Here is a 15,581-nt window from a genome sequence, read left to right as displayed (position 1 = left end):
CCGTGGCTCGCACGAAACCCCAAGAGATCATCCGCCGCGCGCAGGTGCCGCAGCGTCTCGCCGAGCGCCCCGTCCTGGCGGTGCAGGCTGACCAGGCGTCCTCCGCTGGTGCCGGTGCCCTCTCTCGCACCGCCGCTGCGGTGCTGACGCGCGTCTCGGATTCCGTCAACTCGCAGATGATCTCCAACAGCCGCGAGCAGTACAGCGCCGCGGCGACCCAACGTATGCAGGAGGACGCCGAGGGTACACCCCGGCAGGCCGAGGACTTCGTTGCCCAGCAGTCGGAGTCATGGCGTCGCGGCTACCTCAAGGCTGACGGCATCATCCGCGTCCGCGACTGGCAGATCGAAGCGGCCAAGGAGATCGCCAAGGCCGAACCCGGCACCGACATCGAGCCGCTCCTCAAGGAGCGCATGGCGGCGCTGACGCAGAACCCCGAGTTCCAAGACCCGCAGGTCCGCAAGGCCCTGATGCCGGTCGCCATGCGCGCCGCGCAGCAGGTCCGCCAGCAGTGGCAGGCCGACTCGATGCGGGAAATGCTGGTCCGGCAGAAGGAGTCGCTGACCGCGATCATCCGCGACGGCATCAAGGGTGGCACGTTCCTCACCTCCGAGGGCATGAACGGCCTGTACGCGATGCTGGACCAGGAGGAGTACGCCTACCTCAACAAGCGCGACGTGGACGAACTCTACGTCGAGGCCGCCAAGGAGGAGCTGGCTGCGGGCAACCGCGATCCTCAGTCGATCCTGGCGTTCCTGGAGAAGGACCGCGGCGACGGCCAGCCCGGCTTGATGAACATCGAGCACGGCGACGAGCTGCGCGCGGCGGCTGCCGCTGGTGCCCGCGTAATCGCACACCGCGAGGACGAGGCACGCAAGCAGGCGATGGCCGAGGCCGAGTGGACGCTCCAGGGCCTCGCGGATCGCGGCCAACTCACCCACAAGACCATCGACACCTGGGCCAGCAAGTTCGGCCTGAGCGGCGGCGACCTCCAGTCCTTCAAGCGCTACTGGAACAACCAGCAGGAGCAGACGCTTCGCCGCTGGGAGCAGGAAGCGAAGGAGCGCGCCCGAGAGGAGCGCATCCGCAAGCTGGTAGCCGGGGGCAACCCCTACGAGATCAGCGACGCCGACCTCAAGAAGCAGGCCGGTAAGGAGTGGGAGGAAACCCCGCAGGCCGCACGCGGCCAGGTGCTCCAGAAGTGGGCACGGCAGGGCATCGTCATCCCCCAGCTCGAACGCATCCTCAAGCGCGCTGACCCGGCGTTCCAGGAGAACTTCCAGAACGCCGCGACGCTGTACGAACAGCTCCGCAAGGTCTCGCCCAAGTACGCCGATACGGTCGCTGGCGGCGAGGCTGCCGCAATGCTGGACCAGTATCTCTACGACACCCGGCGCAGCGGTCAGTCGCACCAGGAGGCCGCTCGCGTCCTGACGCAACCGAAGCGCGAAGTCGAGGAGGCCCGCTCGGTCATCAACGACACCTGGAAGTCCGGCATCAAAGACTACCTGGAGATCGACGGCAAGCCGCGCGACCCGCGTGAGCTGCACCGCATCCGCCAGGAAGCCGAGCGCATCGCCTCTCGTGGCGGCGTGTCCGGCGAAGCCGCCATCCGTGCGGCGGTCGGTCAGATCGACGCCCAGCGCACGACCGTCAACGGCCGCCGCGTGCCGAACATCGGCATGCCGCAGGGTGCCGAGCCAGCGGTAGACGAGCTGATCCAGACGGTCGCGCGCAAGCTCGGCCGCGACCCGGATGAGCTGTCGGCCCTGCCGAATCCCCGCAATCCGGGGCAGTGGCAGATCGTCGGCCCCGACAACTGGCTGATCCCTGACCCGGACACCGGCCGCGCCATCGGTTTCGACCCGCGTGCCATCGCGGCACAGCACCAGCGCTGGAAGGGAGACCTTGCGGAATCCCAGGCGCGTCGTCGGGTCGAGCAGCGCACCACCTGGGCGGACCAGTCCCGGAATATCCGCGACCTGCGCTCGCAGTCGGCGACCACGGAAGTCCCCGCGGCCATCGCCAAGCGCGACGCAAGCGCCGCTGAGGCCCCCGCCTTCGAGCTGCCCAAGTTCGACCTCACCAAGCCGCTGGTCCCCAACGCGGGCACCAAGCAAACCACCACCACCCCGGCAGTCCCCGAGGACTTCCTGGAGTACCTGACGAGGAAGTAAGACCGCATGTTTGAATCCCTACCCGGCGCAGACGAGAACGTCGTCAAGCCGGCAACCCAGCAGCCCATCGTGCAAGCCGTGCGCGAGCGCAAGGAGCAGCGAGAGGCCGCGCAGCGCCGGAAGGATCAGACGACCGTATGGGACGGATGGGGCGCTGCCCAGGCAAAGGGCGGCATCGGCTTCATCGACCGCTTCATCACCGAGCTGGGCTACGAGCCGCAGCAGGGCTATCGCATTCCCGCAGACGCGCGCAAGCGCTGGGAGTCGATGGGCCTGCGCCCGGAGCAGTGGGAACTGTTCGGCCGGGCCACGTCCGACGAGCACCTCTCCTATCTGGAATCCGTGGCCTTCATGAATCAGATGGCGGACGACGACCTGGCGCAGTTTGGCCTGGGCGGACAGATCGCCCTCGGCTTCACCGACCCGGTGGCAACCGGCCTCGATCTCGCCACGGGCGGCCTGGGGTACGCAGCCAAGGCCGGACGCCTCGCCAACGCGGTGCGTTCCGGTCTACAGGCTGCGGGCACCTCCGCGCTGATGTCGGCCGCAACCTCCACCTACGACCCCGAGCAGACGCTCGCGGATGGCGTGCAGAGCGCCGCCCTGTCGTTCGCGTTCGGTGGTGCCCTCGGCGCTCGCCGGGGTGCCCTGTTCGATGGCGAGGTGAAGCCTGACGTGGTGAAGCGGCTGGCCGGTGACGACTCGCTGTCCGCCGCCCGCGTGGCAGGCACCGCCGCCAACGACCCCACGCCAGGCGTCCTCCCGCTGCGCAACGAGAGCGCATTCGAGCAGGAGTTCACCGACAAGGCGCTGGTCAACGCGCACATCACGCCCCACTTCGCCACCGTCCGCCGCGACCTTGCTGCCCGCATGGGTAGCGCCAAGTCGCCGCTGGTGCGCGAGGCGGGCCGTCTGCTGTTCCGCGATGGCGTCGGCTACACCGATCGCTCCGTCGCGGTCCAGGAGTCCACCAGCGAGTTCGCCAAGCGCCACCTGGCCGTCATGGAGACGGAATGGCGGAGCGGAGTGAACGCCGCGTGGGACGCCTACAAGCAGCGGACGGGCACGCACTGGTGGAACTTCTCCGAGCGCGCCAAGTTCAACGAGGAGGTCGGTCGCGCCGTGCGCGGTGCGCCTGACGTGTCACCGGAAGCCGCCAAGGCTGCCGGAAGCGTCGCCAAGGCGATGCGGGATGCGCTCAAGCTCGCGCAGGACAGCAACCTCGACGGCTTCGCCAACGTGGCGCAGAACGGCAACTACCTGCCGCGCTACTGGAGCGGCAAGGGCTTCAAGCGCCTGTTCGGCGAAATGCAGCTCCACCAGGACGACGTGATCGACCAGCTCATCAAGCCCGCCATGCGCCGCGCATGGGAGGCCGCCGCCGACGAAGGCGACGAGATCGACGACGAGCTGCTCGGTGCGGTTGCACGCTCCTACCTCAAGCGCGCTCAGGCGAACTTCGAGGGCGACGGGATGGACCTGCTGGTCCGTCCGCTGGACAGTGATTCGGTCGAGGAGATCGGCAACATGCTGACCGAGGCGGGCGTCTCGCCCGTGCGGTCGCAAGAGCTGCTGTCCAAGCTGGAGCGCAAGACCTACGAGTCGGGCAAGCTCGACCGCGCGAAGAAGCGCATCGACCTCGACGAGACCTACTCCACCACCATCCGCAACGAGGCTGGCGAGGACGTTCAGGTCTCGATGGCCGACCTGTTCGACAACGATGTGGACTCGGTGATGACCCGCTACATGCGCGAGATCACCGGCTGGTCGGCGCTGTCGTCGAAGGCTGGCATCAAGAACCGCGCGCAGCTCGACCGCTTCGTGTCGAAGCTCAAGAGCGACGCTCGCAAGTCCGGCGACGACGTGAAGGACATCGAGCGCCTGATCGACATCGGCCTCAAGTCCACCTTCGGCCGCAGCACCGAACTCGATCCCGCAAGCCGTGGCGCACGCTACGCGCGGTTCCTGCGCAACTGGAACTTCGCCCGCGTGATGAACCAGGTCGGCTTCTCGCTGTTCGCCGAGCTTGGCCCGACCATCGCGCATGCCGGTCTCCGCAACTTCTGGAACTCCGTGGGTGCCGCCCGCGACTTCCTGGTGCGCGGCGCTGACGGCAAGCTGTCCTCGCAGGAGGCGCGCGTGATGGAGCGGCTGTTCGCACCCGGCACCGACTGGCTGCGCAACCCACCGTTCCTGCGCCTGGACGAGGACGCGCTCGTGCCGCAGACGTTCAACGTCAAGCACGGCGAGAAGATCGACAACGCGATGAACATGGCGACGCACGTCACCTCGGTCGCATCCGGCATGGCCCCGATCAACACGATGCTCCAACGCATCGCCGGTCGCGCCACGCTGCTGCGTCTGCTGGACATGGCGAACGCCAAGAAGCTGTCGGACGCCGAAGTGGCCCGCCTGCGCACCTGGGGCCTCGACGAGAAGGCCCAGGCCGACGTGTTCGGCTACCTGAAAGGCAAGCGGCAGATCGAGCAGATCGACCCCGACAAGCTGCCGTTCCAGACGCGCGAGCGCATGGCGGCGTTCCTGTTCCGCGTGACGCGGCACCAGGTTCTCGAAGGCGACGCCTCGGACAGCATCGAGCTGATGCACAGCACCACCGGCCGCCTCGTGACGCAGTTCCGCAGCTTCATGGTCAACAGCTACTCGCGCCACTTCCTGAACTCCATCCACCACTACGACGACTGGCGGACCTACATGATGGTCGTGCTGTCCACGTCGGCAGCCGGGATGGGCTGGGCGGCGCGCACGTACATCAACACCGCTGGCAACCCGGAGCAGCGCAAGAAGCAGCTCACCCAGGCGAACTTCTACAAGAACGCCGTCGCGCAATCGAGCTGGTCAAACGTGATCCCTGCGATCACCGATATGGTGTGGGCGGACACGCTGGGCAACGACCCGGTATTCGCCAACAACCGCTCGACCGGCCTGGAGAACGGCGTCATGGGCATCCCGTCCATCGACCTGTTCAACAAGGTCTACGGCAGCTCCCGAATGATCGGCTCGGCCCTCAAGGACGACGAGGAGATCACCGAGAAGCAGATGCGCGACTTCTGGAAGATTTGGTGGTTCAACAACATGACGGGCGTCCGCAACATCGCGGATCAAGCCCTACAGCAGTTCCCCGACCGCAAGGACGGGACTGATCGACCGTAACCAGGAGGCCCTTCGGGGCCTCCACGTTTTTGAGGACTCATGATCGAACTATCGCGCGGCCTTTCCTTCGTGCTCTACACCTACGAGGGAGGCCCTACGCGGTTCACCGTGCCGTTCCCGTACATCGCCCGCGAGCACATCCGGGCGTTCGTCGGTGAACCGGACGCGGCCCGCGCTGTCTCCGTGTCGTGGGTGGACGCCAGCACCATCGAGATTCCGTCGCAGGATGGCGTGCTCGACGCACCCTACACTGTGACCATCCGGCGATTCACGCCGATTGACGCCCTCCTGGTCAACTACAAGGAAGGCGCAAACCTCCCGGCGCGCGACTTGTCCAAGTCGTTCCGCCAACTGCTGTACGCACACCAGGAACTCGCCGAGTTCGGTAGCGGCAGCGGCCTCCCCGGTGGCGGCCCCGGCAACCCCGGTGGCAACCCGGACCTCAACGCAATCATCGAGCAGCTCCTCCGCTCGCCAGCACTGCAAGAGCTGCTGACCCGCATCGACCTCATCGACGTGAACGCCGAGGCGATCCTGGAGGAGATCATGCGCTCACACGAGTTCTTCGACGTGCAGCGCGACTACGGCGACAAGATCAGCACGGCCACCCACGAGATCGGACTGCTGACCGAAGGCAACAAGGTCATCGCGCAGCAGATCATCGACCTGTTCGCGCGGGTGGATCGCGGGGAGCAAAGCAACCAAGCGCGCTTCCTGGAGGTCAACCGCGCTATCGCCGACGAGCACTCTGCGCGCGTCGAGGCGATCACCGAGCTGCAAGGCCAGGTGGTCGAGAACGGCAAGACGATCTCCGCTGCGCTCAACCAGCGCATCGACGAGGTGGAGAGCACCACCGAAGCGGCGCGCGCGGCGACCGAGCAGCGCCTCGGCGCGGAGATCGAGGACAGCGCGGCGCAGGTCCGCACGGCAGTCATGGCCGAGGTTGACGCAACCAAGGCCCGCGTGTCCGACGTTGAGACGGCAGTGGTCCGCCACGGCGAGAACATTGCTGGCTTGGCCGAGACCACCGAAGCCCTGACGGACGCCGAGGGTGCCAACACGGCATTCCGGCAGCAGATGGCGGCGAGCTACGGCGCGAACGTGCCGCAGGGGATCGCCAATGAGATCGACGGCCAGGTGTCGGCGGTCTCGGCTGCCTTCGAGCAGCGCATCGACACCGAAGCGTCCGCACGCGAAGCCCTGGCGTCGCAGGTATCCACGCTGGAGACCAGCACCGCGCCGACGATCTTCTCGGACACGCAGCCCTCCCCGCCCGCTGGCGGCTTCAAGGTTCCGACCTTTTGGGTCAAGACCGGGCAGACCGGGGCGTACCTCACGCAGATTTGGGATGGCACCGGCTGGCGCAAGGCCGACCTGGATGTCACCTCTCCGACCGGCGCGCTGGTGCAGCAGCTCAACACCACCAAGATCACCGCCGAGCAGGCACAGGCCATCGCGGCCACGCAGGTCCAGGCGTTCAAGGACGGCGACTTCGCCACCATCCGGCAGGAGTTCAACGTGGTCGCCGGGCAGCACTCCGGCATGTACGGTCAGTGGCAGGCCAACTACTCGGTCAAGATCAACGCGGGCACCATCAACGGCGTCCCCGTGGTCGCCGGTATCGCCCTGTCGGCCAACCCGCAGACGGGCAGCGACTTCATCGTGTCCGCCGACCGGTTCGCCTTCGTCCACCCGCAGTACACCCAAGGCGGCAACCTGGCGAGCGTGAAGTACCCGTTCGTGATTGGCAGCGTGGGCGGGGTGTCCACCGTGGGCATCCAGGGCGCGCTGGTGGTGGACGGGACGATCACCGCGAACAAGATCAAGGTGAACGACCTGTCGGCCCTCACGGCCAATGCAGGCACGATCAATGGCGGCACCTTCAAGACGCACACGCTCGATGGCAACGGCAACGTGGTCAACGCCAACGAGTTCCGCGCGGAAATGTCCAACGTCGGCGACTTCCCCCTGTGGGTGGGGTCGGGCGGCAAGAACGGCAACAACGCCGTCTTCTACGTGGACCGCTCCGGTGGTGCCAAGTTCGCGGGCAGGGTCAACGCCCCGAACATCGTGGGCCAGTTCCAGGCCGCCGCAGCAATCACTTGGTCTGGTGCAGTCAACCTTGGTGGCCCGCGCGAGGAAGTCGAGGTGATGCGCTTCTGGCTTCCTGCGCCGCTGCTTGCCGGGGAGCAGCACATCCCGGCAATCAACCTCAGTATCGTCCACGACCAAGCCTACTGCCCTGTGTACGTACTACAGCAGCGTGTCGGCTCCGTCTGGCTAGACGTTACCCGCGCGGGCATGGACGGCATCTACGCGTTCGGATCGACCGCGATCCCTATGGGCCGCTACGGGCAGATCAGCGGCGCCGGTTATCAGACCGGCTCCGAGTCCGAGTTTCGCCTTCTGATTGTTCAAGACCTCGACAGCCTGCGTAAGAACGGAATCGTCCGCTCGGTTCGCGGCTACGTATTTGGCATTCGCTAACCAACATAGAGAATCCTCAAACGCATGAGCAACAATCCCGGCTACGTCTCCAACTCCGAGCTGGCATCCCGCCTCTCGACGCTGGTGGACCGCTGGAACCGGCGCGAGAATCAGATGATCGCGCTGCTGACGCAGGAGGAAGGCACCGTCGTTGTGACGGACGGCCTCGGCGTCAACTACACGCTCCCGTCGTTCCCGCAGCTCCAGAAGGATGTGACGGGCATGACCGACGAGCTGACCGGCTCGGTCGTGCAGGTGCGCGACCTGGTGTCCGTGGCAACCGGCATGGCGAACGCCGCAGCCGAATATGCCGACAACGCCTCTGGCTTTGCTGACGCGGCCTCGGCGTCCGCCGACCGCGCCGAGGCTTCCGCAGCGAGTATCGAGGCAGACGTTATCGCTACCGCCGAAGCGGCGGCTACCGCTGTCGCCAAGGCTGGCGAGGCAAGCGCATCGGCGTCTGCGGCGGCGACCAAGGCCACCGAGGCCAGCGCTTCGGCCGCCGATGCCGCAGCGTCCTCGCAGGCAGCGGCCTCCTCTGCCACCTTGGCCGGTGACTCGATGTCGCAGGCTCGGGCGGCGGCGGACGCCGCTGACGCTTCGCGTGCCGCTTCGGCGGCGGTGCTGGAGGACATGACAGACCTGGCCGACCTGGTGGAGGCTGACGCTCAGTCGGCCGCTGCCTCCAAGACCGCCGCGGCTGGCAGCGCAACCGCTGCTGCCGCCTCGGTGACCAGCGCAACCTCCCAGGCCAACCGGGCAGAAGCCCAGGCGTCCATCGCCACCACCAAGGCCAGCGAAGCGGCTGGCTCGGCTGTAACCGCGGCCGGCCATGCATCCGCAGCGTCCGGCTCGGCGTCGGCCGCCTCCACCTCGGCGCAGACCGCATCGTCGGCCAAGACCGCTGCCGAGGCTGCCCGCGACAAGGCGAACCTGTACGCGAACGCTCCGCAGGGCACCGAGGTTTCTCCGGGCGAGTTCTCGGCGAAGCATTGGGCCGCCCAGGCTCAGGCTGCGGCTACCGGCTCCCTGATCTATATGGGGTCGTGGGACGCGAGCACCGGGGCATTCCCAGCAAATCCCGTGAAGGGTCACTTCTACAAGGTCGTCGGCGAAGGCACCGTGGGGGACATCCACTGGCGAGTCGGCGATCAGGCGCTCTACGGCGTCGCCTGGGAGAAGATCGACAACACCGATCAGGTCACCAGCGTCGCCGGAAAGCAAGGCGATGTATCGCTTGTGGCTGGCGACATCGGCGGCTTGGGCGCACTAGCGATCCGCGACAACGTGGACTTCAACACCCACGTCACGGGCAAGCCGACGACATACCCGCCGAGCACGCACACGCACACGAAGGCGCAGGTTGGCCTCGACAAGGTGGACAACACCGCCGACCTCGACAAGCCGATCAGCACCGCCACGCAGACCGCTCTCGACGGGAAGGCCGCGTCGTCGCATTCGCACACCATCGCCAACGTGACCGGCCTCCAGGCTGCGCTCGACGGCAAGGCCGCGGCGTCGCACTCGCACGCCATCGCCAACGTCACGGGCCTACAAGCAGCGCTGGACGCGAAGGCAAGCCTGTCCGGGGCGAACTTCACCGGGCCTGTCGGCGTAGGTTCTGCGGGAGACGGCAACGACCTACTCACGTTCAACAGCGAACGCTCGTGGTCGTTTAAGCAAGTGGGCACTGCCGCTGAGACCGTTCTCCAGCTGTATGACAACACCGGTGCCAAGAGGTTCCAGATCGCAGCGGCTCAGACCAACAACGTCATCGAGATCGACCCGGCCAAGGCCGCCATCAAGATCAACGGCAACTCTGTCTGGCACTCGGGAACGTTCAACCCCGCGACGAAGGCTGACGCCAACCACTCGCACACCATCGCAAACGTCACGGGGCTACAGGGTGCGCTCGACGCCAAGGCGGGGCTGGGAGCGAACACGTTCAGCGGCAACATGACGATCAACACCGCGAACGAGGCCAACATCAACCTTGGCCCCTCGAACGGCGGCCGCGTCATCCGCATCGTGTCCAACACCACGCCTAACACTGGCTTCTACGACGCGACCAACAACACCTGGCTGTTCCGCATCAACGGCGACAACAGCGCGAACTTTGCCAGCTCCCTAAGCGCCACCGCAATCACGGCGACCGGCCGTCTGACGGTAGGGGATCAGCTCTACCTCAACGGTGGCTGGTTCCGCTCCCAGCAGTCCGGCACCGGCTGGTACTCCGAGCCGCACGGCGGCGGCTGGTTCATGCAGGACAACTCGTGGATTCGCTCGTATAACGGCAGGGGCGTTCTCATCAATGGGGCGAACGGAGCTGACGCTGGCCTGCGTCTGGAAGGCACCTCTCCAACCATCACGTTCTACGACGCCGACCAGGGCACGACCCATTGGATTCACTGCAACGACAACAACCTCGGCTTCCTGGCGAGCAATAGCTTCGCCTGGGCCTGCTTCCGCAACGGCAGCAACGACTGGCAGTGTCAGAGCAACAGCATTTCTTACGCATCGGACGCCCGTCTCAAGGAGAACATCGCACCCATCGCGCGCGCCGCAGTGGACGACTTCTTTACGAAGTTCCGCGTGCGGGAGTTCGACTGGAACGACGAACGGATCAACGAGCTGAACCCCGGTTTCACCTACTCGGCCAAGCATGAGTACGGCGCAATCGCGCAGGAGGTCGAGGAGGTTCTGCCGTACATGGTCTACGAGTCCGAGCACAACGGGATCAAGACGATCCTGTGGGACAAGGCCGTGCCTTTCCTGATCGCCGAGGTGCAGGCGCTCCGCAAGGAAGTCGCCGAGCTGCGGGGAGGTGCCTAATGGCCCTCCCCGGTTCCGGCCCGATCTCCTGGGAAATGATCCGCGCCGAGTTTGGCGGAGGCTACCCGATCTATGCGAGCCAGTATTATCGGGGCGCTGGATTGGTGCCCGACGTTCCAGCCAACTACGGCGTTCCCACGAGCGGCCCGATCTACGCCTCGCAGTTCTACAACGCCGTCAAGGCCACGCCATTCCAGGCGTCCATGGCGAGCTGGCTGTCCGGTGAGTGGGCGCAGAACACGCAAGGCACCGTGTCACGTAGTACCACCGTCAGCTGCTCTGGCGGAACCGGTAACTACTCCATCGTCTCGCGCAGCGTTACGGGCGGGGCGACGATCTCCGGCAGCGGACTGAACGTCGTCGTCCGCGCGACCGGCCGTAACACGGAGCGCTCCGGTACGTTCACTGTCGTCGTTACTGACGGCGTGACCAACATCACCCTCACCGGCAACTACAGCTACACCTTCGGCGTTCCGATCTAACGCCCTCACCACCTACAAGAGACCTAATGCACGATGAAGTGAAGCTGGTCGGCGCTCTCGCGGGCGTCGGCCTCATCGTGGGCATCGCAAAGATGCTCACGTCGAACGACCCGATCACCTGGAAGCAGGCGCTCGGCCGCGCAATCCTCTCCGGTGCTACCGGCCTTGCCGCTGGTGCCATCGTCATTTTCATCCCCGGCGTCTCCTTCGTCGCCCAGGTCGCCCTCGCGTGCATCCTGGCGTCGCTCGGCACGTCCGCGCTGGAGACCGTACTGAACCGCGTCGTCAACAAGTGACCGCCCCCAAGGATGCCTTGGAGCGACTGCACGCCGCAGTCGCGGACAAGCTCGCCGACACCATCGACTCGATGGAGTCGGACGCGAAGGGCCTGGCCTCGATCCTCAACGTGGCCCGGCAGTTTCTCAAGGACAACGGCATCGACGTTGCGGCCACCCCGCCCGGCTCACCGCTGGGCAAGCTGGCCGACAAGGTGTCCGAGTTCCCGTTCGATCCCGCTGAGGATGGGCGGTTGAACTGATGGAGGGCATGACGAGCCTCCACGTTCGTCACCCTTTCGAGGACTTCCGCAACTTCGCCTGGTACGTCTGGAAGGAGCTGGGGCTACCAAGCCCCACTCCGATCCAGTACGACATCTGCGAGTTCCTGAAAACCGGCCCGCGCCGTCGCGTCATCATGGCGTACCGCGGCGTCGGCAAGTCCTGGGTGACGGCCGCCTACGTCTGCTGGCTCCTCTGGAAAGACCCCCAGCACAAGATCATGGTGGTCTCGGCATCGAAGGAACGCGCCGATGCGTTCTCGGTGTTCGTCAAGCGCCTGATCGAAACCCTGCCTGAGCTGCAACACCTGCGCCCGCGCCCGGACCAGCGCAACTCGAACCTGGCGTTCGATGTCGGTCCCGCGCAGCCCGATCAGTCGCCCTCGGTGAAGTCGGTCGGTATCAACGGCCAGCTCACCGGCTCTCGCGCCGACACCATCATCGCGGACGACATCGAAGTCCCGAAGAACTCCATGACCGTCGTGCAGCGCGAGAAGCTCGCCGAGCTGGTCAAGGAGTTCGACGCGGTGCTCAAGCCGGGCGGCGAGATCATTTACCTCGGCACCCCGCAGACCGAGGAGTCGCTCTACAACAAGCTGCCCGAGCGCGGCTACGTCATCCGCATCTGGCCTGCGCGCTACCCGAAGGACACCAAGCACCGCCAGGTGTACGGCGACCGCCTCGCGCCGATGATCGCCGATGCGTTCGACGCTAACCCCAAGCTCGCCTGGAAGAACTGCGAGAGCGTCCGCTTCTCCGATGAGGACTTGATGGAGCGCGAGGCGTCCTACGGACGCTCCGGCTTCATGCTCCAGTTCATGCTCGATGCGTCGCTGTCCGACGCCGAGAAGTACCCGCTCAAGCTGTCCGACCTGATCGTGATGGACGTGGACCGCGAGGTCGCTCCGATCCGCGTGGTCTACAGCAGCGGCCCGGAGTACATCGTCAGCGACATCCCATCCGTGGGCTTCACTGGCGACCGCCTGTACCGGCCCATGTACCTCGCCTCGGAAATGGAGGAGTTCACCGGCAAAGTGCTCGCCATCGACCCCTCGGGGCGAGGCGGCGACGAAACCGGCTACGCGGTCGTCGGCATGCTTCGCGGCATGCTCTACGCGCGCCGTGCTGGTGCGACCAAGGGCGGCTACGACGACGACACGCTGGAGACTCTGGCGCACATCGCGCGCGCCGAGAAGGTCTCCGCAGTCCTCATTGAGGCCAACTTCGGTGACGGCATGTTCGCCAAGATGCTCTCCGGCGTCCTGGCGCGCGTGTACCCGTGCTCCATCGAGGAGGTGAAGCACTACGGCACCTCGAAGGAGAACCGAATCATCGACGTGCTGGAGCCGGTGCTGAACCAGCACCGCCTGGTGGTCGATGCCTCGATCATCCGCGCCGATCAGAAGTCCGAACAGAAGTACCAGCTGTTCTACCAGCTGACGCGCATCACGCGCGACCGCGGCGCACTGCGCCACGACGACCGCCTCGAAGCGCTGGCGATGGCCGTGAAGTATTGGGCCGACCAACTCTCCCGAGACGTGTCCAAGGAGGAGCAGCGCTACCTGGAGGAGCTGCTCGACCGCGAGTACGCCTCCTTCATCCAGTCCGTGACCGGCCGCATGCCGTCACCCGACAACTACCTCGACATCCTGTAGGAGACCCAATGTCCAACACGCTCGCTGCGTGGCTGATGGCGCTCGCCGCCGCTGCCCTGCTGTACCTGTTCCTGCGCCGCAAGAACGACGACGACAACGACGGCCCGAGCGCACCCGCGCCGGTAACGCCGTGCGACTGCAACCGCGCTCCCTGCTGCCACACCCAGGGCGGCCAGTCGAACCCATACGCCCCGGTGTGAGCCAGGCTGTCCAGCTCGCGCGCCCTCTGACGATGAAGTCGGAGGGTCTGCGCCTGGTGGCCTACCTGTGCCCCGCAGACAAGTGGACCATCGGCTACGGCCACACCGGCAGCGACGTGAGGCCCGGCCTCCGCATCACCGAGGAACGCGCTGTGGAGCTGCTGGAGGCTGACCTCTCCAAGGCCGCTACGGTCGTCCGTCGATACGTGCGCGTGCCCCTCAGCGCGCCGCAGGAAGCCGCTCTGATCGACTTCGTGTTCAACCTTGGCGAGGGCAACTTCGCCAGCTCCACCCTGCTCCGCGTGCTCAACGCGGGCGACTACGCGGCGGTGCCCGCACAGCTCCGTCGATGGACCAAAGGTCGCGTCAAGGGCGTGCTGACGGACCTGCGCGGCCTCATCGACCGCCGCGAGGCGGAAGTCAAACTCTGGAACTCCAAGTGACCATCAAGACCATCTACAACCGCGCCAGCGAGCGCCTGGTGCGCGCCTACGAGCGCGCCAAGGGATACGTAGCGCTGCGCATCGCCCTGGCCTCGCAGTGGCTCCTGGAGCGCCTGCGAGAGACCTCCCGTCGCACCTACACCGGCTGGCTGTTCGTCGCCGTGTTCCTGGCGCTGCCATACGTCGTCCTCGGCGGCCTGTGGGAGCACCTGCGGAATGCCGCGGAGCGCCTGTGGGATGACGTGAGCGACATCGAGTGGGCTGCGTTCACCCCGAGCTACTGGCGGGAGCACATCAAGCAGTGACCACGCTGGCCTTTGACGGCCGGCTCGTTGCTATCGACTCGCAGGTCACCGCTGGTGATCTGCGGTACGAGGAGGAGAAGTTCTACCGCACCACCGACACCACCGGGCGCGACCTGGTGGTGTTCGGCGCGGGAACCACTTCCCACATCCAGCGAGCCGTGCGCGAGCTGTCGGAGGGATTCGACGAACTGACCAAGGGCGAGTACACGATCCTCGTGGTCGGCCTGCGGGACAACCCGGTGGCCTTCTACCACGACGGTCTCCCTCTCGACCTCCGGCGCGACTTCCTCGTCGCCGGTAGTGGTGGTGCGATTGCCCTGGCCGCCATGAAGGCAGGCCACAACGCGACCGAAGCAGTCCTCATGGCCTGCTCGACGGACCTCTACAGCGGTCCTCCGGTGCAGACCTACGGCACCAAGAGGCGGGCCTTTCTAAAGCCGCGAAAGTGATCTCCGAGGCGGGGAGACATAAGCCTCCCCGCTTTCGGTCTGATTACTGAGTGAAGAACTCGCAGTCACCGACCATCGGAGTCTTGGCAACGTCGCCCTTGCCCACGCAGATGGCGCTGATAACGTCACCCTTCTTCAGCTTGGCGATGCTGTCCAGCGCGTCCTTGGAGAAAATGAACTGAGGCTCCATGAACTCATTGACCCCGCCACGAAGCGTCAAATAGGGCCGCCCCATGAAGTCGGTGGAAATGGATGCGATCTCGCCCGTTGCCTTGAACTTCTTGCCCTTGTACATCTGATCGGCGGCAACCGTGTTTTGCTCATAGGCGGACGCCAGATCGCGCGCGCTCACCACCGGAAGTGCAGCGATTTCAGCCTGCTTAGCCTCTTGTGCTTTCTGTTCCCCAGCGACTCGTGCGCTCTCGGCGGCAGCTGCCTGTTCCGCCTTTCGGGCGTCGATCTGAGCTTGCTGTGCTGCCTTCTCTTCGGGCGACATCGTTGCGTTGATAATCACGCCCAAGGCCAGCACCGCGGCGAAGAAAACAATGACCGCGAGCAGCAACCACTTCAACAGCTTCTTCATTGAACCCCCTGTCCTTGTCTAGATGCCCGACCAACCCGAGCGGGTCGGAGTGTACTGGAAGAGGGGGCGACCAAAGACCCACTTGACAAGCGTGGTATCATAGTAAGACCTAAGTATTACTATAGTGGGACTGTAGAGTTCTATTCATTGGTATTCACCACCAAGTAGAACTACAGTCCTCCTATGCACTCCTGGGGTGTTCCTCTGTCCTCCTTGGGTGCCACTGCGGCGGAACTCCCAT

General features: G+C 65.6%; 13 protein-coding genes. 12 read left to right on the top strand and 1 reads right to left on the bottom strand.

Features of this window, described 5'->3' with window-relative positions; genetic code table 11:
* Nucleotides 1-2: 2 nt before the first annotated feature.
* Genes ACSDHM_RS02780 through ACSDHM_RS02725 form a run of 12 tightly spaced genes read left to right on the top strand, consistent with a single transcriptional unit; the run spans nt 3 to nt 14,757 of the window.
* Nucleotides 3-2,177 (top strand): hypothetical protein, encoded by a 2,175-nt coding sequence (locus ACSDHM_RS02780; RefSeq protein ID WP_439426628.1) that lies wholly within the window; start codon nt 3-5, stop codon nt 2,175-2,177.
* 6 nt (nt 2,178-2,183) lie between these two features.
* Nucleotides 2,184-5,348, top strand: coding sequence for a hypothetical protein (locus ACSDHM_RS02775; protein WP_439426627.1), 3,165 nt, complete (start codon nt 2,184-2,186; stop codon nt 5,346-5,348).
* A 39-nt stretch (nt 5,349-5,387) separates the two neighbouring features.
* Nucleotides 5,388-7,835, top strand: coding sequence for a phage tail fiber domain-containing protein (locus tag ACSDHM_RS02770; protein ID WP_439426626.1), 2,448 nt, complete (start codon nt 5,388-5,390; stop codon nt 7,833-7,835).
* Nucleotides 7,836-7,859: 24 nt separating this feature from the next.
* Nucleotides 7,860-10,667, top strand: coding sequence for a tail fiber domain-containing protein (locus ACSDHM_RS02765; RefSeq protein WP_439426625.1), 2,808 nt, complete (start codon nt 7,860-7,862; stop codon nt 10,665-10,667).
* Nucleotides 10,667-11,149 (top strand): hypothetical protein, encoded by a 483-nt coding sequence (locus ACSDHM_RS02760; protein ID WP_439426624.1) that lies wholly within the window; start codon nt 10,667-10,669, stop codon nt 11,147-11,149. The genes ACSDHM_RS02765 and ACSDHM_RS02760 overlap by 1 nt, the downstream gene beginning before the upstream one ends.
* 26 nt (nt 11,150-11,175) lie before the next feature.
* Complete coding sequence (locus ACSDHM_RS02755; RefSeq protein ID WP_005412393.1) at nt 11,176-11,445, top strand: hypothetical protein; 270 nt, start codon at nt 11,176-11,178, stop codon at nt 11,443-11,445.
* Nucleotides 11,442-11,687 (top strand): hypothetical protein, encoded by a 246-nt coding sequence (locus ACSDHM_RS02750; protein WP_032961803.1) that lies wholly within the window; start codon nt 11,442-11,444, stop codon nt 11,685-11,687. Before ACSDHM_RS02755 ends, ACSDHM_RS02750 begins: the two co-directional genes overlap by 4 nt.
* A gap of 8 nt (nt 11,688-11,695) precedes the next feature.
* On the top strand, nt 11,696-13,360 hold the full coding sequence (gene terL, locus ACSDHM_RS02745) for a phage terminase large subunit (protein WP_239515487.1): 1,665 nt from the start codon (nt 11,696-11,698) through the stop codon (nt 13,358-13,360).
* A gap of 8 nt (nt 13,361-13,368) precedes the next feature.
* A complete protein-coding gene (locus tag ACSDHM_RS02740) occupies nt 13,369-13,560 on the top strand; it encodes an LPXTG cell wall anchor domain-containing protein (protein WP_439426623.1) in 192 nt (63 codons plus the stop codon).
* Nucleotides 13,557-14,003 carry a lysozyme gene (locus ACSDHM_RS02735; protein ID WP_439426622.1) on the top strand — a complete coding sequence of 149 codons (447 nt, stop codon included), beginning with the start codon at nt 13,557-13,559 and terminating at the stop codon, nt 14,001-14,003. The genes ACSDHM_RS02740 and ACSDHM_RS02735 overlap by 4 nt, the downstream gene beginning before the upstream one ends.
* Complete coding sequence (locus tag ACSDHM_RS02730) at nt 14,000-14,308, top strand: hypothetical protein (RefSeq protein ID WP_414498419.1); 309 nt, start codon at nt 14,000-14,002, stop codon at nt 14,306-14,308. The genes ACSDHM_RS02735 and ACSDHM_RS02730 overlap by 4 nt, the downstream gene beginning before the upstream one ends.
* Nucleotides 14,305-14,757, top strand: a complete 453-nt coding sequence (locus ACSDHM_RS02725; RefSeq protein ID WP_439426621.1) for a hypothetical protein — start codon at nt 14,305-14,307, stop codon at nt 14,755-14,757. Before ACSDHM_RS02730 ends, ACSDHM_RS02725 begins: the two co-directional genes overlap by 4 nt.
* A gap of 43 nt (nt 14,758-14,800) precedes the next feature.
* Here ACSDHM_RS02725 and ACSDHM_RS02720 read toward each other — a convergent pair whose 3' ends face one another.
* Nucleotides 14,801-15,340 carry an OB-fold protein gene (locus tag ACSDHM_RS02720; RefSeq protein ID WP_439426620.1) on the bottom strand — a complete coding sequence of 180 codons (540 nt, stop codon included), beginning with the start codon at nt 15,338-15,340 and terminating at the stop codon, nt 14,801-14,803.
* Between the last annotated feature and the right edge of the window lie 241 nt (nt 15,341-15,581).

Origin of the sequence: Stenotrophomonas sp. T8 (assembly GCF_051853085.1) — a bacterium.
Classification (GTDB): Bacteria; Pseudomonadota; Gammaproteobacteria; order Xanthomonadales; family Xanthomonadaceae; genus Stenotrophomonas; species Stenotrophomonas sepilia.
This window is presented reverse-complemented; position numbering and strand designations above follow the sequence as displayed.

What these genes read in the sequence shown, in the direction of transcription:
- ACSDHM_RS02775 (WP_439426627.1), top strand. Translation starts at nt 2,184, where the DNA reads ATGTTTGAATCCCTACCCGGCGCAGACGAGAACGTCGTCAAGCCGGCA.
- ACSDHM_RS02770 (WP_439426626.1), top strand. Translation starts at nt 5,388, where the DNA reads ATGATCGAACTATCGCGCGGCCTTTCCTTCGTGCTCTACACCTACGAG.
- ACSDHM_RS02765 (WP_439426625.1), top strand. Translation starts at nt 7,860, where the DNA reads ATGAGCAACAATCCCGGCTACGTCTCCAACTCCGAGCTGGCATCCCGC.
- ACSDHM_RS02760 (WP_439426624.1), top strand. Translation starts at nt 10,667, where the DNA reads ATGGCCCTCCCCGGTTCCGGCCCGATCTCCTGGGAAATGATCCGCGCC.
- ACSDHM_RS02755 (WP_005412393.1), top strand. Translation starts at nt 11,176, where the DNA reads ATGCACGATGAAGTGAAGCTGGTCGGCGCTCTCGCGGGCGTCGGCCTC.
- terL (WP_239515487.1), top strand. Translation starts at nt 11,696, where the DNA reads ATGACGAGCCTCCACGTTCGTCACCCTTTCGAGGACTTCCGCAACTTC.
- ACSDHM_RS02740 (WP_439426623.1), top strand. Translation starts at nt 13,369, where the DNA reads ATGTCCAACACGCTCGCTGCGTGGCTGATGGCGCTCGCCGCCGCTGCC.
- ACSDHM_RS02720 (WP_439426620.1), bottom strand. Translation starts at nt 15,340, where the DNA reads ATGAAGAAGCTGTTGAAGTGGTTGCTGCTCGCGGTCATTGTTTTCTTC.